Source organism: Pantoea eucrina (assembly GCF_020079945.1).
GTDB classification, from domain to species: Bacteria; Pseudomonadota; Gammaproteobacteria; order Enterobacterales; family Enterobacteriaceae; genus Pantoea; species Pantoea eucrina.
This window is the reverse complement of sequence record NZ_CP083448.1, coordinates 2,949,862-2,970,463: the sequence shown is the minus strand read 5'-3', so window position 1 is coordinate 2,970,463 and position 20,602 is coordinate 2,949,862. Positions and strand designations below refer to the sequence as shown.

General features: G+C 56.8%; 17 protein-coding genes. 10 read left to right on the top strand and 7 right to left on the bottom strand.

Annotated elements, in window-relative coordinates:
* Positions 1–116: 116 nt before the first annotated feature.
* Positions 117–2,048 (bottom strand): bifunctional 2',3'-cyclic-nucleotide 2'-phosphodiesterase/3'-nucleotidase, encoded by a 1,932-nt coding sequence (locus LAC65_RS14045; protein ID WP_233453767.1) that lies wholly within the window; start codon positions 2,046–2,048, stop codon positions 117–119.
* Between the two features lie 294 nt (positions 2,049–2,342).
* Between LAC65_RS14045 and cysQ the strand changes: the two genes are divergently transcribed.
* Positions 2,343–3,089, top strand: a complete 747-nt coding sequence (gene cysQ / locus LAC65_RS14040; protein ID WP_039380590.1) for a 3'(2'),5'-bisphosphate nucleotidase CysQ — start codon at positions 2,343–2,345, stop codon at positions 3,087–3,089.
* Positions 3,090–3,118: 29 nt separating this feature from the next.
* On the opposite strand, the gene LAC65_RS14035 is transcribed toward cysQ, so the two are convergent.
* Positions 3,119–3,676 carry a YtfJ family protein gene (locus tag LAC65_RS14035; RefSeq protein ID WP_039380588.1) on the bottom strand — a complete coding sequence of 186 codons (558 nt, stop codon included), beginning with the start codon at positions 3,674–3,676 and terminating at the stop codon, positions 3,119–3,121.
* Between the two features lie 311 nt (positions 3,677–3,987).
* Here LAC65_RS14035 and LAC65_RS14030 point away from each other — a divergent pair, with 311 nt between their 5' ends.
* A complete protein-coding gene (locus LAC65_RS14030; protein WP_039380586.1) occupies positions 3,988–4,194 on the top strand; it encodes a DUF1107 domain-containing protein in 207 nt (68 codons plus the stop codon).
* A 98-nt stretch (positions 4,195–4,292) separates the two neighbouring features.
* Here the strand turns inward: LAC65_RS14030 and paeA are convergent, their stop codons facing one another.
* On the bottom strand, positions 4,293–5,630 hold the full coding sequence (gene paeA, locus LAC65_RS14025; protein WP_039380584.1) for a polyamine export protein PaeA: 1,338 nt from the start codon (positions 5,628–5,630) through the stop codon (positions 4,293–4,295).
* A gap of 451 nt (positions 5,631–6,081) precedes the next feature.
* Here paeA and tamA point away from each other — a divergent pair, with 451 nt between their 5' ends.
* Genes tamA through LAC65_RS14010 form a run of 3 tightly spaced genes read left to right on the top strand, consistent with a single transcriptional unit; the run spans position 6,082 to position 11,944 of the window.
* A complete protein-coding gene (gene tamA, locus LAC65_RS14020) occupies positions 6,082–7,821 on the top strand; it encodes an autotransporter assembly complex protein TamA (protein WP_039380582.1) in 1,740 nt (579 codons plus the stop codon).
* Positions 7,818–11,588 (top strand): autotransporter assembly complex protein TamB, encoded by a 3,771-nt coding sequence (gene tamB, locus LAC65_RS14015; RefSeq protein ID WP_039380580.1) that lies wholly within the window; start codon positions 7,818–7,820, stop codon positions 11,586–11,588. Before tamA ends, tamB begins: the two co-directional genes overlap by 4 nt.
* A 2-nt stretch (positions 11,589–11,590) precedes the next feature.
* Positions 11,591–11,944: a gamma-glutamylcyclotransferase family protein gene (locus LAC65_RS14010; RefSeq protein ID WP_039380578.1), complete on the top strand. Its 354-nt coding sequence runs from the start codon at positions 11,591–11,593 to the stop codon at positions 11,942–11,944.
* A 72-nt stretch (positions 11,945–12,016) separates the two neighbouring features.
* Here LAC65_RS14010 and ppa read toward each other — a convergent pair whose 3' ends face one another.
* Both ppa and LAC65_RS14000 read right to left on the bottom strand, forming a co-directional pair.
* Complete coding sequence (gene ppa, locus LAC65_RS14005; protein WP_039380576.1) at positions 12,017–12,547, bottom strand: inorganic diphosphatase; 531 nt, start codon at positions 12,545–12,547, stop codon at positions 12,017–12,019.
* A gap of 101 nt (positions 12,548–12,648) precedes the next feature.
* Entirely contained in the window at positions 12,649–13,098 is a 450-nt protein-coding gene (locus LAC65_RS14000; protein ID WP_039380575.1) for a DUF441 domain-containing protein, read from the bottom strand.
* Positions 13,099–13,358: 260 nt separating this feature from the next.
* Between LAC65_RS14000 and LAC65_RS13995 the strand changes: the two genes are divergently transcribed.
* Positions 13,359–14,918 carry a methyl-accepting chemotaxis protein gene (locus LAC65_RS13995; protein ID WP_039385652.1) on the top strand — a complete coding sequence of 520 codons (1,560 nt, stop codon included), beginning with the start codon at positions 13,359–13,361 and terminating at the stop codon, positions 14,916–14,918.
* Between the two features lie 55 nt (positions 14,919–14,973).
* Here LAC65_RS13995 and fbp read toward each other — a convergent pair whose 3' ends face one another.
* The gene (fbp, locus tag LAC65_RS13990; RefSeq protein ID WP_039380574.1) at positions 14,974–15,981 is read right to left on the bottom strand and encodes a class 1 fructose-bisphosphatase; all 1,008 of its coding nucleotides are present in this window, start codon (positions 15,979–15,981) and stop codon (positions 14,974–14,976) included.
* A gap of 168 nt (positions 15,982–16,149) precedes the next feature.
* Between fbp and mpl the strand changes: the two genes are divergently transcribed.
* Positions 16,150–17,505, top strand: coding sequence for a UDP-N-acetylmuramate:L-alanyl-gamma-D-glutamyl-meso-diaminopimelate ligase (mpl, locus tag LAC65_RS13985; protein ID WP_039380571.1), 1,356 nt, complete (start codon positions 16,150–16,152; stop codon positions 17,503–17,505).
* Positions 17,506–17,560: 55 nt separating this feature from the next.
* Here mpl and yjgA read toward each other — a convergent pair whose 3' ends face one another.
* Positions 17,561–18,103 carry a ribosome biogenesis factor YjgA gene (gene yjgA / locus LAC65_RS13980; RefSeq protein WP_039380570.1) on the bottom strand — a complete coding sequence of 181 codons (543 nt, stop codon included), beginning with the start codon at positions 18,101–18,103 and terminating at the stop codon, positions 17,561–17,563.
* Between the two features lie 115 nt (positions 18,104–18,218).
* Here yjgA and pmbA point away from each other — a divergent pair, with 115 nt between their 5' ends.
* From pmbA to LAC65_RS13965, 3 genes are all read left to right on the top strand, one after another.
* Positions 18,219–19,559, top strand: coding sequence for a metalloprotease PmbA (gene pmbA / locus LAC65_RS13975; RefSeq protein WP_039380569.1), 1,341 nt, complete (start codon positions 18,219–18,221; stop codon positions 19,557–19,559).
* 72 nt (positions 19,560–19,631) lie between these two features.
* Entirely contained in the window at positions 19,632–20,018 is a 387-nt protein-coding gene (gene cybC / locus LAC65_RS13970) for a cytochrome b562 (protein ID WP_039380565.1), read from the top strand.
* A 254-nt stretch (positions 20,019–20,272) separates the two neighbouring features.
* The gene (locus LAC65_RS13965; protein ID WP_039380564.1) at positions 20,273–20,602 is read left to right on the top strand and encodes a glycine dehydrogenase; all 330 of its coding nucleotides are present in this window, start codon (positions 20,273–20,275) and stop codon (positions 20,600–20,602) included.

The following is a 20,602-nucleotide window of genomic DNA, read 5'->3' as shown; positions in this document are numbered from 1 at the left end:
TTAATGGCGCCCTGGTTGCGTACGGGGATTGAAACCTGGGGCGCATAAATGCGCCCCCTACAGGCGGGTCGGTGTAGGGGCGCCATTAATGGCGCCCTGGTGACAGGCGGGCGGGGTCAGGGGTGCTGCAGGTTGACCTGCCAGATAGCAAAACCCGTCTCGTCTGTGCTTACTGGCTTCATCGGATAGTCGGCATACTGGTTTATAAACTGCGTTGCTTTACTACCCGGTGCCGTTTCAAAGCGAATATCCAGCGGCGTCTGGCTCTTTATGGGCGCTAAACGCCAGTTATGATCTGCCTGCGGCTGCACGGCGCCCTGTTGCTTACTTTGGCTGCTGATATAGGCTGCCACCACGGCGCGATTCTCATCCGGTGAGGCAAAGGCGACAAACGGTTCGCCGGTACCGGCAAACTTACCGCCCCAGGCGCGATAATTATTGGTCGCCACAAGGAAGGTTGCCGCAGGATCAACCGGCTTACCCTGCCACGTAAGCTGGCGGATGCGTGACGCATTTTGATTAATTAGGGCACATTCGCTGTCGTAGCGGGCGGGCTGCGTCACATCAATCTGATAATTCACGCCATCTATTACGTCAAAATTGTAAGTGCGAAAATCCCAGTTAATCAGCGACTGCGGCTTGCTGCTGTGTGGGTCAATCTGATTAAACTGCCCGGCTGAGCACTCCAGCCACTCCTTAACCTGAGCGCCGCTCACTTTCATTACAACCAGCGTATTGGGATAGAGATACAGATCGGCGGCGTTACGAAACGTCAGCTCTCCTTTCTCAACCTCCACATAGCTTGCGGGATCGTTTTTGCGGCCGCCCACCTTAAACGGAGCGGCTGCCGACAGCACCGGCAGACCTCCCAGATCGGGATCGCCCTGAATAAAGCGTTCGGTATAGGCGCGCTGCGCGTTATTCACAATCTGCACGGTGGGATCGTCCTGCACCAGCGCCAGATAGCTGTACATCACATCGGCCGATTTGCCGATCGGTTTGGCGACAAACTCGCGCGTGGCGCGATGATCTTCAGCCAATACCGCAACCAGCGCGGGATCTTCTGCCGCCAGCGATCGTTTCGCCGCTGCGTCATAAATCGGCCGGGCAGCGGCGGTTCCCTGCGTCACCTGCCACGGCCCGCGATCGTTGCTCAGCACCAGATCGACCACGCCAAGATGATCGCCCCACATCCCCGGCATCACCGCGGGGATGCCATTCAGCGTCCCCTGAGTGATATCCGCACCTTTAATGGCAGCAAACTCTTTAGAGGGAAATACGGCATGTGCATGACCAAACATAATCGCGTTGATACCCGGCACCTGGCTCAGATACCACACCGAGTTTTCCGCCATCGCATGATAGGGCTCGCTGCTCAGGCCGGAGTGGGGAATGGCAACAATAATGTCAGCACCTTTAGCGCGCATTTCCGGCACATAGCGTTTGGCGGTTGCGGTAATGTCATCAACCCGCACTTTACCCTGCAGATTATTGCGATCCCATACCATAATCTGCGGGGGCACAAAGCCGATATAGCCGATTTTCAATGTGTGCTGAGCGCCGCTGCGATCGGTAACCGTGGTCTCTTTAATCAGATAGGGCGTAAACAGCGGCTTACCGCTGGCTTCATCAATGATATTGGCATTCACATAGGGAAAGCGTGCACCTGCCAGCGCGCGCTGCAGATAAGGAAGGCCGTAGTTGAACTCGTGGTTTCCCAGGTTGCCGACCGCGTAATCCAGCGTGTTCAGCGCCTTATAAACCGGATGCACTTCGCCTGGCTGCAGCCCCTTTGCCGCCATATAATCGCCAAGCGGGCTGCCCTGAATGATATCGCCATTATCGACCAGCACGCTGTTTTTGCGCCCGGCGCGCGCTTGCTGAATCAGCGTGGCGGTACGCACCAGACCGAACTTCTCCGTAGATTTATCTTTGTAATAATCAAAATCCATCATATTGCTGTGCAGATCGGTGGTTTCCAGAATACGCAGATCCACAGTCGCAGCCTGAGCGGTAGCGGCTGCCAGACACAGCGCCAGTAACGACATGTTCACTCTGAACACGGCTCTCTCCTTGTTTACCAAATAGGCCTCTCAAAATAATGTAAAACCATGACAAATTATCAGTTCAATTTGTGATAGATATCGGGGTTTTGCTTTTTTTCCGCGACCGCAGGCGATTCAGCAATGCGCCATAGTTACCCTTTGCAATCTATGGTATTGATATTACGATCTATTATTGAACACGATGCCGGGCAACAGACAGGCGGGGCTTTACCTGCCAGACTTTGAAGAGCAACAGTCCGGGTCGGAACGTGCATTTCTGCGAAAATGAGGTGAAGCATGTTAGAGAAAATTTGCCAGCTGGCGCGTGACGCAGGCGATGCAATTATGCAGGTCTACGACGGCGCGCAGCCGATGAACGTGACCAGTAAAGCGGATGATTCACCCGTTACCGCGGCGGATCTGGCCGCACATGATGTGATCATGCAGGGCCTGAAGACGATCTCGCCCGATCTGCCGGTGCTGTCTGAAGAGGATCCGCCAGCGTGGGCGATCCGTCAGCAGTGGCAGCGTTACTGGCTGGTTGATCCGCTGGATGGCACCAAAGAGTTTATCAAGCGTAACGGTGAATTTACCGTCAACATTGCCCTGATCGATCAGGGTAAGCCGGTGATGGGCGTCGTTTATGCGCCGGCGCTGGGCGTGCTCTATTCAGCGGCAGAGGGTAAAGCGTGGAAAGAGGAGGCGGGGCAGACTACCCGCATTCACGTGCTGGATGCGCGGCCACCGCTGGTCGTCGTCAGCCGCTCGCACGCTGACAACGATCCGGAGCTGAAGGAGTACCTGACGCAGCTGGGCGAACACCAGACCACGGCTATCGGTTCATCGCTGAAGTTCTGCCTGGTGGCCGAAGGTAAAGCGCAGCTCTATCCGCGCTTCGGGCCTACCAATATCTGGGATACCGGTGCAGGCCATGCGGTTGCGCTGGCGGCGGGGGCCCATGTGCATGACTGGCAGGGGCGTACGCTTGACTATACGCCGCGCGAATCCTTCCTGAATCCCGGTTTCCGCGTTTCTCTGTTTTAATGCATCGGGAGGCGTACGCCTCCCATTATTTACGGCTGCAGCAGAGAGTGAAGCAGCGTCATCACCTCTTTAACTTCATCCTGCGTCAGCGCTCCCTCTTTCGCAAAACGGATATGTGCCGTTTTATCCAGCACCACTACGGTCGACTCCCCTTTTCCCAGCTGCCAGGCTTTTCGCGCGCTGCCGTTGCTGTCGATAATGAACTGCGACCAGGGGAACTGCGCTTTGTTACTTTCAATGCTATTGCGCACAAACATGCCGGTCCCCGGAATGGCGTCATCGGTATCGACCAGCGTGGTGGTCTGATAGCGATCGTGCGGTAGCTGGGCTGCTTTGATCGCCTCAATCAGCGCCGCGTTTTGCTCTTTAGCTGAGATGCGTCCGGCGAGATGCAGGATCACCCGTACTTTGCCGCTAAGCTGAGCGCTGTTCCACGGCTGATAGCTGAACTTATCCTGCTGATACATCAGCTCGCCCCGATCGGCAACACCCACCGGCGGCACGCGTTCGCCGGTTTTAAAAGCGTGTGCTGCTGCCAGGCCAGGCAATAGCAGGGCGATCGCAAGCAGGGGAAGGGCCAGACGCATAGAGTGCTCCTTAGTGATCAGACCAGTTGGTCATATTTTTGTCATGGTAAGCGCGGATGATGCGCCTGTCGCGAAAACCTGGCAGCTTTGCAACCTGCGCCACAAATCTGTAACCAACAAAGGTTTATACTGGATTTTGTGAGCTGAATGACAGAGTTGTCTGTAATGATGTGTCAATTCAGTAAAAAATTCATGTTTCCGGAACCCGGATCAAAAATCCTGTTCTATATTTAGGCCTCATTTGCGCTTCATGAGTTCGTACCCATTTGGCAACGGCGAAGCGTATTACATCTGTTCAGGAGTTAAACAGCATGAAGATCTTCCAGCGATATAATCCGCTGCAAATTGCGAAATATGTGAAAACGCTATTTAAAGGAAGGTTGTATATCAAGGATGTTGGCGCGTTTGAGTTTGATAAAGGCAAAGTGATTTTGCCACGCGTTAAAGATAAACAGCACCTCAGCGTGATGTCAGAAATCAATCGTCAGGTGCTGCGACTGCAGGCTGAGTATAACTAAGCGTTAAAATCAGGCAGTAAAAAGGGCGCCGCTGGCGCCCTTGATGTTTCTGCTGTTTCTGTTTTAGCGCTGTAGTTTCACGGCCATGCGCTTATCGATCAGGAGAGCGATGGATTTTCATCATCACTGGTTTTCACGCTGAGCGCCGGCGGGCGTTCATCAATACGCGTCACCAGCAGCTGATCGATACGGTAACTATCGATATCCACCACCTCAAACTTATAGCCGGAGAACTTCACGAAGTCGGTGCGCTTCGGGATTTTGCGCAGCATATACATCATAAAGCCGCCGATGGTCTCATAGTTGCCGGACTGTGGAAATTCATCAATATCCAGCACGCGCATAACATCATCAATCGGGGTGCCCCCTTCGACCAGCCAGGAGTTTTCGTCGCGCGCGACAATCTGTTCTTCCAGCCCCTGACCCACCAGGTCGCCCATCAGCGTGGTCATTACGTCATTCAGCGTGATGATACCTACCACCAGCGCATACTCATTCATGATCACGGCAAAGTCTTCGCCGGCGGTTTTAAAACTCTCCAGCGCTTCCGACAGCGTCAGCGTATCCGGCACAATCAGCGCCGAGCGGATCTGGACGCCGCTGTTAAGCGCCATGCTCTGATTACCCAGTACGCGCAGCAGCAGCTCTTTAGAGTCAACGTAGCCGACGATATGATCGATATCGCCGTCGCACACCAGGAACTTTGAGTGCGGGTGCTGGGCGATTTTGGTTTTCAGGCTCAGCTCATCTTCACGCAGATCGAACCAGACGATGTTCTCGCGCGAGGTCATGGAAGAGGGAACGGTGCGCGACTCCAGCTCAAACACATTCTCAATCAGCTCATGCTCCTGCTTGCGCAGCACGCCGGCCAGCGCACCCGCTTCTACCACCGCATAGATATCGTCAGAGGTAATATCATCTTTGCGTACCATCGGCAGCTTAAAGAGACGGAAAAAGACGTTGGCGAGGCCGTTGAACAGCCAGACCAGGGGCCGCATGACCAGCAGGCAAAAGCGCATCGGATTGATGATACGCAGCGCGACGGCTTCCGGGGCGATCATGCCGACGCGCTTGGGCGTCAGGTCAGCAAACAGAATGAACAGGCTGGTTACGATGGTAAAGGAGCAGATAAAGCTGAGCTTTTCCGCCAGCTCAGGCTCCACAAAGCGGTTGAACAGGCTGCTGAAAGCGGGGGAGAACGCTGCGTCACCAACGATACCGCCCAGAATCGCTACCGCATTCAGGCCGATCTGCACCACGGTAAAAAACATGCCGGGCTGTTCCTGCATCTTCAGCACGCGCTGCGCGTTGATATTGCCTTCATCAGCCAGCAGTTTAAGTTTGATCTTGCGGGCGGCCGCCAGCGAGATCTCCGAAAGAGAAAAAAAGGAACTGATGACAATCAGTAAAAGTATGACAAGCAGGCTATCTAGCATAAAAGATCCGTTGAGTTAATCACTTGTCATTTTTGGCCTGGGCAGCGCGAAGAGGGGTACGTCCGGTACACACCAGTCTGACAGGGCTATCCGTGCCAAAAATGTCTGCGCCAGTTCGACAATAGAAAGTAACGTCGGGGCAGAATTGAATGCAGGCAGGGCCTGCTGGTCGGTGATTATAGCAGCAGCGCCTGTCATGCCGCCAGAGGCACGATCGGTGACATCAGATTTATCCGACAGCAGCGCAGCGGCGCACAGAAGCACGGCATCCCGGTTGTATCACCGCGATCAATTACCGACAATAGCGATCAATTTGGCTTAGTCGTGGGTTTAACGTAGCCGCTTGCCCTAAAAGATGGCTATGCTGATGGGTAAATGGGGGAAGTGAAACCCTGCCTGACTGATTAACGCCCCTGCGGAAGGGGGGCAGGCATTGATAACAGGAGTACGCGTGCCGCGATTTCATGCTTATTGTTTGGCCAGCCTGCTGCTTGCTGCGCCTGCCGTTGAGGCAGCGAAAGTGCGACTGCAGGTAGAAGGTCTTACCGGGGATTTAGAAAAAAATGTCAGGGCGCGCCTGTCCACTATTGGCAGCGATGAAGTCTCCAGTGACGGGCGCTTTCAGGCGCGCGTCTCAAATGCCATTAAAGAGGGACTGCGCGCGCTCGGCTACTATGAACCGCAGATTGACTTTGAATCGCGTCCACCCCCGCCACAGGGTGGTCGTCCGGTTCTGATTGCCCATGTGACAGCCGGCGAACCGGTAAAAATCGGCGGCAGCACCATTGTGATCGAGGGTGAAGCGAAAGAGGATCCGGACTACCGGGCGTGGGTAAAGCAGGGCAGACCAAAAGTGGGCTCGCAGCTGAACCACGGCACCTACGATAAATTCAAAAGCGGTTTCTCTAACCTGGCGCTGCGTAACGGCTATTTTGATGGTGATTTCAAAAAGAGCCAGCTCGGCGTCTCCGCAGAGCGGCGGCTGGCTTTCTGGGATATCGATTACGACAGCGGCCCGCGCTACCGCTTTGGCGACGTCAGCTTTGAAGGCTCGCAGATAGATGAAGCTTACCTCCATAATCTGGTGCCGTTTAAGAAAGGCGATCCCTACAGTTCACGCGAGCTGGCTGAGCTGAATCGCCGCCTTTCCGCCACCGGCTGGTTTAACTCTGTCGTGGTGGCCCCGGAGTTTGATAAAGGGCGTAAAACCAAAGTGCTGCCGCTCAGCGCTGCACTTTCGCCGCGCGTGGAAAATACCATCGAAACCGGCGTAGGCTACTCCACTGACGTCGGCCCGCGCCTGAAAGGCACCTGGCGAAAACCCTGGGTTAACGATCGTGGCCACAGTCTTGCGGCCAGCGCCTATGTCTCCGCGCCGGAGCAGCAGCTCGATCTCAGCTACAAAGTGCCGCTGCTGAAAAGCCCGCTGGAGCAGTACTACACCTTTTCCGGCGGCCTGAAACGTACCGATCTCAACGATACGAAATCGGATACCACAACGCTGGCGATGTCGCGTAACTGGGACAGCAGCTCCGGCTGGCAGAAAGCGGTTAACCTGCGCTGGAGTCTCGATCACTTTACCCAGGGTAACGTGACCAATACCACCATGCTGCTCTATCCGGGCCTGAGCCTGAACCGCACGCGGTCGCGCGGCGGGCTGATGCCCACGTGGGGCGATTCGCAGCGCTATTCGGTCGACGTTTCTGATACCACCTGGGGTTCCGATGTCGACTTCCTGATCCTGCAGGCGCAGAACGTCTGGATCCGTACGCTGGCGGATAAACATCGCTTTGTGGCACGCGGTAACCTGGGCTGGATTGAAACCAATAATTTTGAAAAAGTGCCGCCCGACCTGCGTTTCTTTGCCGGCGGGGATCGCAGCATCCGCGGCTATAAATATAAAAATATCTCGCCGCGCGACGAAGAGGGCAAGCTGACCGGTGCCTCGAAACTGGCAACCGGATCGCTGGAGTATCAGTACAACGTCTCCGGCAAGTGGTGGGGCGCAGTATTTATCGACTCCGGGGAAGCGGTTAATGATATTAAGCAGAGCAACTTCAAGACGGGTGCAGGCGTAGGCGTGCGCTGGTCTTCGCCGGTCGGGCCCATTAAGTTTGATATCGCCCGGCCCGTTGGCGATGACAAGGAGCATGGATTGCAATTTTATGTCGGACTGGGGCCGGAACTATGAAGCTGTGGAAAAAGGTCCTGATTGGCCTGATTATTTTTCTGGTCGTTCTGCTGGGCAGCGTGGCGCTGCTGGTTGGCACGACGCCGGGTCTGCATCTGCTGCTGAAAGGGGCTGACCGCTGGGTGCCCGGTCTCTCAATCGGCAAGGTTGACGGCGGCTGGCGCAATCTGACGCTGAATAATGTGAAATATGAGATGCCGGGCGTCAGCGTGGATGCCGGGCGCTTTCATCTCGCGCTGGATCTCAACTGCCTGCTGCACTCCTCGGTCTGCGTCAACGCACTCGCGCTGCAGGATGTCAGTGTGGTGGTCGACAGCAAAAAAATGACGCCGGCCAGCGAGCCGCCGCCACCGGAGGAGTCGGGCAGTACTAATCTCAGCACGCCTTACCCGATCGCGCTGCGGAATGTCGCGCTGCACAATATCAACGTTAAAGTTGATGATACGGCGATTTCACTGCTCGATTTCAGCACCGGTCTGCAGTGGCAGGATCGGGCGCTAACGCTCTATCCTACCCGTATCCAGAGCCTGCTGATTGCGCTGCCAAAAGCGGCTCAGGTGGCGAATGAAGAGATTGTTCAGCCGAAAGTTCAGCAGCCGCAGCCGGACGAAAAACCGCTGGGCGAAACGCTGCAGGCGCTGTTTGCCAAACCGCTGCTGCCGGAGCTGCCTGACTTCCGTCTGCCGCTGGATATTACCGTCCAGTCGCTGCTCGGCGAGCAGCTGCGCATTACCGGGGATACGGATCTCACTCTCTCGCGCCTGCTGGTAAAAGCCAAAACGGCAGATACGCATCTGCAGCTGGAGACGTTTGATATCGATTCACCCCAGGGCCAGGTGAGCGCCCGCGGTGACGCGCAGCTGGCGGGCAACTGGCCGGTTAACTTCACGCTGAACGGCGCGCTGAATATCGATCCGGTAAAAGGCGAAAAAGTGAAGCTGACGCTGGGCGGTGAAATGCGCGACGAGCTGCAGCTGGGGCTGAACCTCTCCGGACCGGTGCGCGCGCAGCTTGCGGCGACGGCACAGCCTGCCGTCGCTGAACTGCCGCTGTCGCTGACGCTGACCAGCCCGCAGCTGCGCTGGCCGCTGACCGGACCGGTGCAGTACCAGGCAGATAATTTCGACTATCAGTTCAAAGGCAAAGCCACCGACTATGTGATGTCGCTGCGTACGGCGGTAAAAGGCGAGGCGATCCCACCGGCAACGATTACGCTCGATGGCAACGGCAACGAGCAGCAGTTTACGCTGGATAAACTGCGCGTCGCCGCGCTGCAGGGCAACATCGATCTCTCGGCGCTGGTGGACTGGCGCAAAGCGATTAGCTGGCGCAGCGAGCTGACACTGGCCGGTATCAATACGGCGAAGCAGTATCCTGACTGGCCTGCGAAGCTGGATGGCAAAATCACCACGCGCGGCAGCCTTTACGGCGGCAGCTGGCAGCTGCGCGTACCGCAGCTGGAGCTTAACGGTAACGTGAAGCAGAATGCCGTACGCGCGCAAGGCTCCCTGAGCGGTAACAGCTACAACCAGTGGAAAATCCCGGGCCTGAATGTGGCGCTGGGACGTAACTATCTGGATGTAAAAGGCGAACTGGGCGATACGCTGAATCTGGATGCGATTGTGGATGCACCGCGTCTCGACAATGCGCTGCCGGGCCTTGGCGGCGTCGTTAAAGGTGCTATCAACGCGCGCGGCACGCTGCAGGCGCCGCAGCTGCTGGCCGATCTTACCGCTACCGGCCTGCGCTGGCAGCAGCTGCTGATCCGTCGCGCCACGCTGCAGAGCGACATTAAGTCGGGTGAGCAGGTGGCCGGCAAGCTGCAGCTGCGCGTGGAACAGCTGCAGCAGGAGGCGCTGAAAATCAACCTGCTGACGCTGAACGCCGACGGTAGCGAGAAGCAGCATCAGCTGAAACTCAATGTTCAGGGTGAGCCGGTTTCAGGTCAGCTGGCGCTGAACGGCAGCTTTGATCGCCAGGCTGGCCGCTGGCAGGGGGCGCTGAATAATACCCGCTTTGATACGCCGGTCGGTGAGTGGCGCCTGACGCGCGCCATGGCGATTGACTATCTCAACAGCAAGCAGAGCGCAACCATTGGCCCGCACTGCTGGCAGAACCCCAATGCACAGCTCTGCGTACCGGAACCGATTGAGGCGGGCGCGAGCGGCCGGGCGCACGTTGTGCTGAATCGCTTTGATCTGGCGATGGTGAAGCCGTTTCTGACCGATGCCACCCGGCTTAGCGGTCTGTTCAGCGGGGATGTGCGCGTTAACTGGAGCGCGGACGGCGCGCTGCCAACCGGCACCGTGGCGCTGAAAGGCAGTGGCGTAAAAGTCGTGCAGGATGTGCAGGGCAATGTGCTGCCGATAGCGTTCGATACGCTGAACCTCAACGCGGCACTGCGTGACGGACGCGCGCAGCTCGACTGGTTGATCCGTATTGCTAACAATGGCCAGCTTAACGGCAACGTGCAGATCAACGATCCGCAGAACCGGCGACAGCTCTCCGGCAACATCGGCATCAGCAACATCTCCCTGGCAATGCTGAATCCGGCGCTGTCGCAGGGCGAGAAAGTGCAGGGCAGGCTCAACAGCAATCTGCGGCTGGGCGGGACGCTGCAGCGTCCGCAGGTGTTTGGCCAGCTCGGCCTGAGCGATGTCAACGCCCAGGCAAGCTTTATGCCGGTGACGCTGACGTCGGCTAACCTGAACATGGTATTCAACGGCATGAGCTCTACGCTGAATGGTCTGATTCAGACGCAGCAGGGCAGCCTGAATCTGGGCGGAAATGCTGACTGGAGCCAGCTCGATAACTGGCGTGCGCGTGTCACGGCGCAGGGCAGCCGCATTCGCGTTACCGTGCCGCCGATGGTGCGCATGGATGTCTCGCCGGATCTGGTTTTTGAGGCGACGCCTGCCGCGTTCAGCCTGGACGGTAAAGTGGATGTGCCGTGGGCGCGTATCACCGTACAGGAGGTGCCGGCGAGCGCTACCGGCGTCTCATCGGATGAAGCGATGCTGGATGAGAACCTCAAACCTATAGCGCCAAAAACGGCTGCCATCCCGATTAACAGTAATCTGGTGATCCACGTCGGCAATGATGTGCGCCTCTCCGCGTTTGGCCTGAAAGCGCGCCTCAGCGGCGACCTGAAGCTGGTACAGGATAAAACCGGACTCGGCCTTAACGGGCAGATCAATATTCCGTCAGGCCGTTTCCACGCCTATGGGCAGGATCTGATCGTCCGCAAAGGTGAGCTGCAGTTTGCCGGCCCGCCGGATCAGCCGTATGTTAATCTGGAAGCGATCCGCAACCCGGATGCCACTGAAGATGATGTCACGGCGGGTCTGCGCGTGACCGGTCTGGCGGATGAGCCGAAAGTGGAAGTATTCTCCGATCCGGCCATGTCGCAGCAGGAAGCGCTCTCTTACCTGTTACGCGGTCAGGGACTGAACAGCGACGGTGACAGTAATGCATTAACCTCCGCGCTGGTGGGGCTGGGGGTTGCACAAAGTGGGCAGGTTGTGGGTAAAATCGGTGAGACGTTTGGCGTCAGTAATCTTGCGCTTGATACCACAGGCGTAGGTGACAGCCAGCAGGTTCAGGTCAGCGGCTATGTGCTGCCGGGGCTGCAGGTGAAATATGGCGTAGGTATCTTTGACTCACTGGCGACGCTGACTCTGCGTTATCGCCTGATGCCAAAACTCTATTTGGAAGCTGTGTCTGGTCTCGATCAGGCGCTGGATTTGCTCTATCAGTTTGAGTTCTAGCAATGCGAATAATTGTCTACGGCAGTTTACGGCGCAAGCAGGGAAATAGTCACTGGATGACCAATGCGCAGTGGCTCGGCGAGCACCAGATTAAGGGGTTTGACCTCTATAATCTGGGGCTTTACCCGGGTGTGGTGGAGGGCGAAGGAACCGTCCTGGGTGAGGTATACCGCATTGATGCCAGCACGCTCGGTGAGCTGGATGCCCTGCGCTGCAAGAACGGCGAGTATAAGCGTCAGCTTATTCAGACGCCTTACGGCAGCGCCTGGCTGTACGTCTACCAGCGCTCAGTCGCGGGGCGACCGCACATTGCCAGCGGCGACTGGCTGCAACGCGATGACGCTGCAGATGCATAAATAAAAACACCGCCGTAAAGGCGGTGTTTTTTTATCGGTAACGCGCATCTCAGCCGGTCTGCCCGGCAAAGATTATTTCTGCTGCGCGCGCTCGAAAGAGGTGATGATTTCAGCTTTGGCCGCTTCTGCGTTATCCCAGCCGTCAACCTTCACCCACTTGCCTTTTTCCAGATCTTTGTAGTGCTCAAAGAAGTGGGTGATCTGCGCTTTCAGCAGCTCTGGCAGGTCGTTCACATCTTTGATGTGATCGTACTCTTTGCTCAGTTTGGTATGCGGCACCGCCACCAGTTTGGCATCTTCGCCAGACTCATCGGTCATCTTCAGAACGCCAACCGGACGGCAGCGGATCACTGAACCCGGCACCAGCGGATAAGGGGTTGGCACCAGCACGTCAACCGGGTCACCATCCAGTGACAGCGTGTTGTTGATGTAGCCGTAGTTGCACGGATAGAACATGGCGGTAGACATAAAGCGGTCTACAAACAGGGCGCCAGACTCTTTATCCACTTCATATTTGATCGGATCGGCATTCGCCGGGATCTCAATAATTACATAGATATCTTCTGGCAGATCTTTACCTGCAGGCACCTGGTTCAGACTCATCTGGCTTTCCTTCATTAGTCGTATGTTGAGTGACGGCTATTATAGCCAACTGACTCTGAAAGTATGCCCCCTTTTTGGCGTTTCGGAATGCTCCAAGCCCGCTACTTCGCCGTCACAAATAGCGAGACAATGCCCGCCGCAATCAGCGGCCCTACCGGCACGCCGCGAAAGAACGCCACGCCAATCACGGTACCAATCAGCAGCCCGGCAACCACCGATGGCTGAATGCTCATAAAGCTGACGCCGCGCCCGCCGAGCCACGCAACAAATACGCCAACCAGAATTGCCACGATGGACTGCCAGCTGGCAAATGATTTCAGCAGGGCGCTCACCGGCAGGGTGCCGCTCGCCAGCGGTGCCATGACGGCGACGGTCAGAATAATAATTCCCATCTGAATACCCTGTTTCTCCACGTAAGGGAAAAACTGCGCCAGCGGCGTGAGCTTGATGGCCAGCAGGATCAGAATCGAAATCGTCACAGCGCTGTTATGAACAAAATAACTCAGTATGGCGAGACAGATAAGGATCAGCGTTGAGGCGTAGGGGGCCATGATTTCTCCATAAATAATCAGCAGGCTGACAATGAGCCGTGCAACGGTTTGTCTGCTGTCCTTTATCAACCATCAGAAAAAATGGCGCAACCGGCTTATGCATAATTATCTCTGCTGCAGTAAAGAAAATTCACAGCATGAGCGATCATCATTCGCCCGATCGTCAGGCACCGGTAAAGTTTCCGCACGTCACAGCCGATAATTTCTTCGTTTAGGGTCACTGGATTCTCCCTTTTTTACCGCATACGGGAATTATCATGATTGCTCAGCTCTCGCTTCGCACTGCCTTACTTTCGCTGCTTATCTGCATGACGCTGCTGCTGCTGGCCGTCAGCGGCATGGGCATTTACGCCATCAATGCCGGTAATCAGTCGCTTAACGCCATCAATCGTATTCAGGGAATTGAACTGAACAGCCTTTATCAGAGCAACGCCGACCTGATGCGCGCACGCGCCAGCGCCGCGCTGGCGGTGCGCAAAATTGAGATTGGTCTGCTGGATGAGGGGACCGCCGTCACGAAGCAGGCCGCCGCGGACGTCGCCAGCTCGCAGCGGCATCTGCAGGCGTTTATCGACGCCGGCACCGTAACGGCTCACGGCAAAACGCTGGCGGAGGCGATCGCCGCCGCCTATAAAGCGTATCAGCAGGGTGCAGTTGCGCCGATGATGGCCGCGCTGGAAAAGCAGTATACCGATGAATATTACCAGGTACTGGAGGGCAATGTATCGCAGCTTGCGGCCCGCTATGCCGGTGCGGTTAACGCATTCAGCCTCTACGCCGATGAGGTCTCTGCCGCACGGCTGGCGCAGGCGGCGCACAATGAGTGGCAGATGAAAATCCTGATCGGCATTGCGGTGGCGCTCACCCTGCTGCTGACCGGCCTGGCCTGGCTGCTGCTGCGTCAGGCGCTGCTGCGTCCGCTGGAGAGCGCCGTCCGGCATCTGGAGCAGGTGGCTGCGGGCGATCTGTCGCAGCCGCTGCCGGCTGCCGGTCACAATGAGATTGGCCGTCTGAATCAGGCGCTGGCCGTTATGCAGCGCGCGCTGCGCCACTCGGTCAGTCAGGTGCGCGAAGCCAGCCTGCAGATCGATACCGGCAGCCGCGAGCTGGCGGCCGGTACGGTGCATCTCTCACAGCGTACCGAGGAGTCTGCCGCATCACTGGAGCAGACTGCTGCCAGCATGGAACAGCTCACCGCCACCGTGCGGCTCAACGCCGTTAATGCGCAGCAGGCAAATCAGCTCGCCAGCAGCGTCTCTGACACCGCCGGCCGCGGTGCCGAAGTGGTGTGCTACGTTATGGAGAAGATGCAGGAGATCACGCAGAGTTCCAACCGCATCGCAGATATTCTCAGCGTGATTGACGGTATTGCCTTTCAGACTAATATTCTGGCGCTTAACGCCTCGGTAGAAGCGGCGCGCGCTGGCGAGCAGGGCCGGGGCTTTGCCGTGGTGGCGAATGAAGTACGTACGCTGGCAGGACGCAGCGCCAGCGCGGCGAAAGAGATCCGGACATTAATCAGCGAGTCGCAGACGCGGGTGAAAGAGGGCAGTGAGATGGCGACGCGCGCGGGGGCGACCATGGATGAGATCGCCGGTGAAGTGATGCGCGTAACGACGCTGATGAAAGAGATCTCCGGTGCATCTGACGAGCAGAGTCGCGGTATTGAGCAGGTCAATATGGCGGTGACGCAGATGGATGAAGCGGCGCAGCAGAACGCGGCGCTGGTGGAGCAGGCGGGAGCCGCCACCCGGCTGCTGGAAGCGCAGTCGCAGCAGCTGCAGGCCTCAATGGCGCAGTTCCGCATCGCCGCGGCGTAAGCGCAAACCATAAAAAACCCGCTCAGCGGCGGGTTTTTTTACTGTCCGGCACGGCTCAGGCGCCGTGGTTATCCGGATATTCGCGGATAAAGCGCTCAACATCATCGACCATCGCTTCGTTACCACAGAAGAAAGGGCAGCGCTGGTGCAGCGTTTCAGGCTGCAGGTCAAGAATACGGTTTTTACCGTCGCTGGCTTTACCGCCCGCCTGCTCGGCGAGAAACGCCATCGGGTTGCACTCATACAGCAGGCGCAGCTTGCCGTTGGGATGGCTGGCGGTGCTTGGGTAGAGGTAGATGCCGCCTTTCAGCAGGTTACGGTGGAAGTCTGCCACCAGCGAACCGATATAGCGCGAGGTATAAGGACGATGCGTGTCGATATCCTCTTCCTGGCAAAACTTCAGGTATTTCTTCACGCCCTGCGGGAAGCGAATGTAGTTACCTTCGTTAATGGAATAGGTGTAGCCCTTTGCCGGATAGGTCATGCGCTCGTGGCTCAGGCAGAAAACGCCGAGCGACGGATCATAGGTAAAGGCGTGCACGCCGACGCCGGTGGTATAGACCATCATGGTTGAGGAGCCATACACCACATAACCTGCGGCCACCTGCTGATTCCCCGGCTGCATAAAGTCCGCTTCCGTGATCGGCGTACCGGGTTCACTGATGCGGTGATAGATAGAGAAAATGGTTCCGACAGAAACGTTTACGTCAATGTTGGATGAGCCATCCAGCGGATCCATCAGCACCACATATTTGCCATCTTCCGAGCCTTCAAAGATAACAAACTCATCCTCTTCTTCAGAGGCGATGCCGGCAACCACACCACGCGCTTTCAGGGCAGCTTTCAGTTTTTCATTCGCGAAGAGGTCCAGCTTCATCTGCTGTTCGCCCTGCACGTTTTCCACGCCGCTGGCACCCAGAATATCCACCAGACCCGCTTTATTAATATCGCGGTGAATGATTTTAGCGCCCAGCTTAATGGAGGAAATCAGCGCCGTCAGTTCACCTGTGGCGTGAGGAAAGTCGTGTTGCTTCTCGACGATGAATTCGCCTAACGTTTTCATAACACATTCCCTGAATCTACGATGGAGTGGCAGCAGCTGTAACAAACTGCCAACGTATGCGTACGCAGTTTAGCCGATTGAACTTTAAAAACCATAGTCCTAATCCGTTTCTTCCCTTCAGACTCGGGGTTACACTGTGCGCCGAACTTTCAGTTAATGGATCTATTTATGCGCATTCACATCCTCGGCATTTGTGGCACTTTTATGGGCGGCCTGGCTATGCTGGCGCGTTCGCTGGGACATCAGGTAACCGGCTCGGACGCAAATGTTTACCCGCCGATGAGTACGCTGCTTGAGCAGCAAGGCATTGAATTAACTGAGGGTTACGAGGCGTCGCAGCTCGATCCGGCGCCAGACCTGGTGATTATCGGTAACGCCATGACGCGCGGTAATCCCTGTGTTGAAGCCGTGCTGGAGCGCAACATTCCCTACCTCTCCGGGCCGCAGTGGCTGCACGATTTTGTGCTGCGCGATCGCTGGGTGCTGGCCGTAGCCGGAACGCACGGTAAAACCACCACTGCCGGCATGGCAGCGTGGATCCTTGAGGCGTGCGGCCTTGAACCAGGCTTTATTATTGGTGGCGTGCCGGGTAACTTCGATGTATCGGCAAAATTAGGAAAAAGCCCATTCTTTGTCATTGAAGCGGATGAGTATGACAGCGCCTTCTTCGACAAGCGTTCTAAGTTTGTACACTACTGCCCGCGTACGCTGATCCTCAATAACCTTGAGTTTGACCATGCAGATATCTTCGACGACCTGCGCGCTATCCAGAAGCAGTTCCATCATCTGATCCGCATCATACCCGGTCAGGGCAAAATCCTGCTGCCGGAACACGATCATAACCTGAAGCAGGTGATGGCGATGGGCTGCTGGAGCGAGCAGGAGACTACAGGCGAACATGGCCACTGGCAGGCGAAAAAGCTGACGCCAGACGCCGCCCGCTGGGAAGTCTGGCTGGAGGGGGAAAAAGTGGCCGAGGTGAACTGGGGGCTGGTCGGCGAACACAATATGCATAACGGCCTGATGGCGATTGCCGCCGCGCGCCACGTGGGTGTGAAACCGGCAGATGCGGGCGAGGCGCTCAGCAGCTTTATCAACGCGCGCCGCCGGCTGGAGCTGCGCGGTGAGGTCAACGGTATCAAGGTCTATGACGATTTTGCCCACCACCCGACGGCGATACACGCCACGCTGGCGGCGCTGCGCAGCAAAGTAGGTGGCAGGGCGCGCATCCTCGCGGTACTGGAGCCCCGCTCCAACACCATGAAAATGGGGGTCAGTAAAAACGATCTGGCGCCGTCGCTGGGTCGGGCAGACAAGGTTTTCCTGCTCCAGCCGCACCATATTCCGTGGCAGGTCTCCGACGTGGCAGACGCCTGTATTCCGCCTGCGCAGTGGAGTGCGGACGTCGATACGCTGACGGAAATGATTGCGAAAGAGGCGCAGCCAGGCGACTCAATTCTGGTGATGAGCAACGGCGGTTTTGGCGGGATCCATCAAAAACTGCTGGAGCGGCTGGGACGCTAAGGCGGAGGCGTCCTGCAGGACGCCTCCGGAGAGAGTGCGGCCAGCAGGCCGCCTCTTACGCTTCAGCCAGCTCGCGCAGATACTGGAAGATCTGCCGGGCTGCTTTTGGCGTTTTATTCGCCGCCTTCTCTTTCTGCGCGTTGCGGATCATGCTGCGCAGCTGCTGCCGATCGGCCTGCGGGTAGAGCGTGATCACCTCAGTCATCGCGTCGTCACCCTGATCGATCAGGCGATCGCGCAGATGCTCCAGCTTGTGGAACAGCGTCACCTGCTGGTTGTGACGGTTTTTCAGCTTGTCCAGCGCCTGACGGATCGGATCTTCATCGCGCTGGCGCAGCATTTTACCAATCAGCTGCAGCTGGCGACGGCGACCCTCTTTCTTAATACGCTGCGCCAGCTCAATCGCGTTGCGCAGATCCTCATCGAGCGGGATCTTATCCAGGGAGTTTTTCCCCAGATCAACCAGCTCGGCACCGAGGCGTTTTAGCTCTTCGGCGTCACGTTTAATTTCACTTTTGCTGACCCAGATAATCTCTTCATCTTCTTCTTCCTGATTATCCGGTACATCGTCGAGCCAGTCTTCGGGCTGCCTGGTCATCTCTTGGCTCCTTAAAAAAAGAGGCTAATCCTACCAGTTTATCGGGCGACTGCGAAATTGTTCTCTGAGTCTGATAGACTCAACAGATTCACACTTAAGATTAGACGGCAGGTCGATGAACGTATCTACTCAGGTTGCAGAACAACGTAAAGCGCTGGAACAGGCTGTCGCCCAGGCGCTGGAACTGGCTAAAGCCCACACCGATGGTGCTGAAGTTGCGGTGACAAAAACCACCGGCATCGGCGTCAGCACGCGCTATGGTGAAGTGGAAAACGTCGAATTCAACAGCGACGGTGCGCTGGGTATCACCGTCTATCATCAAAACCGCAAAGGCAGCGCCTCATCGACCGATCTCAGCCCCGATGCTATAAAAAGCACCGTGCAGGCAGCGATCGACATTGCGCGCTACACCTCACCCGATCCTTACGCGGCACCGGCAGAGCGTGAACTGCTGGCGTTTGATGCGCCCGATCTTGATCTCTACCATCCGTGGGAGATCGATGCCGATCGCGCCATTGAGCTGGCCGCGCGTGCTGAACAGGCGTCGCTGCAGGCGGACAAGCGCATTACCAATACGGAAGGTGGCAGCTTCAACAGCCACGTTGGCATCAAAGTGTTTGGCAACAGTCACGGCATGCTGCAGAGCTACTGCTCCAGCCGCCACTCGCTGTCGAGCTGTGTCATTGCCGAGCAGGATGGCGATATGGAGCGTGACTACGCCTATACCATCGGCCGCTCGATAGACGATCTGCAGAGCGCAGAGTGGGTCGGTAACGAGTGTGCCCGCCGCGTGCTGGCCCGCCTTGCCCCGCGCAAGCTGCCAACCATGAAAGCACCGGTGCTGTTTGCACCTGAGGTCGCCACCGGATTGTTTGGTCATCTGGTCGGCATGATTAGCGGCAGCAGCGTCTATCGCAAATCGACGTTTCTGCTCGACGCGCTGGGCCAGCAGATCCTGCCCTCATGGCTGACGATTCAGGAGCAGCCGCATCTGCTGAAAGGGCTCGCCTCAACGCCGTTTGACAGTGAAGGCGTGCGGACCGAAGCGCGCGATATTATCAAAGAGGGTGTGCTGCAGAACTGGCTGCTGACCAGCTATTCAGCGCGCAAGCTTGGCCTGCAGAGCACCGGCCACGCGGGCGGTATCCATAACTGGCGCATCGCCGGTCAGGGCCACAGCTTTGATGACCTCGTTAAACAGATGGGACGCGGCCTGATTGTGACTGAACTGATGGGCCAGAGCGTCAGCGCCATGACCGGCGACTACTCGCGCGGCGCGGCGGGCTTCTGGGTTGAAAACGGTGAAATTCAGTATCCTGTGAGCGAAGTCACAATTGCAGGAAACCTTAAAGAGATGTGGCGCAATATGGTTACGGTCGGTAACGACATTGAAACCCGCAGCAATATACAATGCGGATCGGTGCTGCTGCCGGAGATGAAAATCGCCGGACAATAACGACATCGCTTCCAGAAAGCAGCCGGCAAGGCTGCTTTTTTTTTGCCCGATAATAATTAAAAGGAACACGTCATGCGTAAGCATTTAATTGCAATGTTGTCTCTGTCGTTACTGTTCTCTTCTGCCAGCGTGCTGGCGGCAGATCTTGAACAGGATATGGATACGCTGAAAGAGAACCTGAGCGTAGTGAAGAAAACGGATGACGCGCAGGAGATGCATACTGCGCTCGGTAAAATGCGCCAGGCCGCGCAGGATGCCAAAAATTCCACGCCGGACAAGCTGGAAGGGCAGCCGGCGGATAGCGCACAGATCAAAGATTATCACGCCGGTCTTGACGCACTGATTGCGCAGATTGACGTGGTCGACAAGCTCGCTCAGGCCAGCAAGCTGGATAAGGCAAAAGCCGAAGCGAAAAAACTGGAAGATATCCGCAATACCAACCATAAGAAATTCCGCTGATACTCGGGGCCAGCCTGCGTGCTGGCCCGCTTTACCGATCCTCCCCTGCACACTCCTCTGCAAATATATAACTTTCCCGCACGCCTGATGCATGCCAGCCGCTGGCATGCGCGATATGTGCTGTCTGCGATCTGACGCACCGCGCGTTGCCACATTTCCGTTTCAGGGTGGAAAAAGTGCGTCTCCACACGGCCGGACGGAACGCGTAGTTTGTTTTTTAACGCGAATTATCTGCCGTAAACAGGAGTAGAAGGGTGAGGAGTGATGCTGTCCCGCTGAACGCAGAAGCCGTTCAGGCGCTGGCGGATCGCATATTAAGTCAAATCGCGATCCTTTATACCGCGCACCAGATTAGCCCCACACCGGTGCAGCAGCAGATGCTGAATTCGCACGTTCAGGCGATGGCCAGCCGCTCGCTAAGCGGCGAGGCGCTGCCGGAGGTAGAAGCGGAGCTGTTTGATGATATTCCGCCTGACAGCCTGCAGCTGGCGCAACAGATCGTCGATCTGTTCGGCAATCTGCCGGTGGAAGAGGCATGGCTGCTCTCGGTGCATATTGAAGTGGCGAAAAGTAACGACGCATAA